We start from the raw sequence: 417 nt of genomic DNA on the forward strand, positions 1-417 counted from the left end.
GGCATCACCGAAGCCGTTCAGGACGATGTTGCAGCCTCTGGCCGCGAAGGCTTCGGCGATGCCTTGGCCGATGCCGCTGGTCGAACCAGTGATGAGCGCTGTCTTTCCTCTGAGCATCGTCATTTCCTTTGGTTGAAACTGCGGCCGGAGAATCCGGCAAGCGGCTGAGAGCAACGGGCTTGCGTGGCGCAGGGCTCGATTTCCGAGCCAAGTATGGCGAGCCACCTAGAACTGCGGAAATGCCGTTGGGACATGGATTCGATAGCTGGCGGTCAGATCGCCGGTTCACCGCCGCAGTCCTGCCCGCCTTTGTCTCTGCTTAGTTCTTCTTGATCGTCGACGTCACGGACTGGCTGACTTCGGTCGCCATCTTCAACTGCGGCGCGCGGTCGGTAATGCCATGCCTCTTGGCGATCC

At 60.4% G+C, this 417-nt stretch carries 1 protein-coding gene; it reads right to left on the minus strand.

Annotated features, from left to right (window positions below):
• A partial coding sequence (locus EN804_RS37750) for an SDR family NAD(P)-dependent oxidoreductase (RefSeq protein ID WP_348642792.1) occupies positions 1-123 on the minus strand: 123 nt, incomplete at its 3' end.
• Positions 124-417 lie beyond the last annotated feature (294 nt).

Origin of the sequence: Mesorhizobium sp. M8A.F.Ca.ET.161.01.1.1, assembly GCF_004792105.1 — a bacterium.
Taxonomy (GTDB): Bacteria; Pseudomonadota; Alphaproteobacteria; order Rhizobiales; family Rhizobiaceae; genus Mesorhizobium.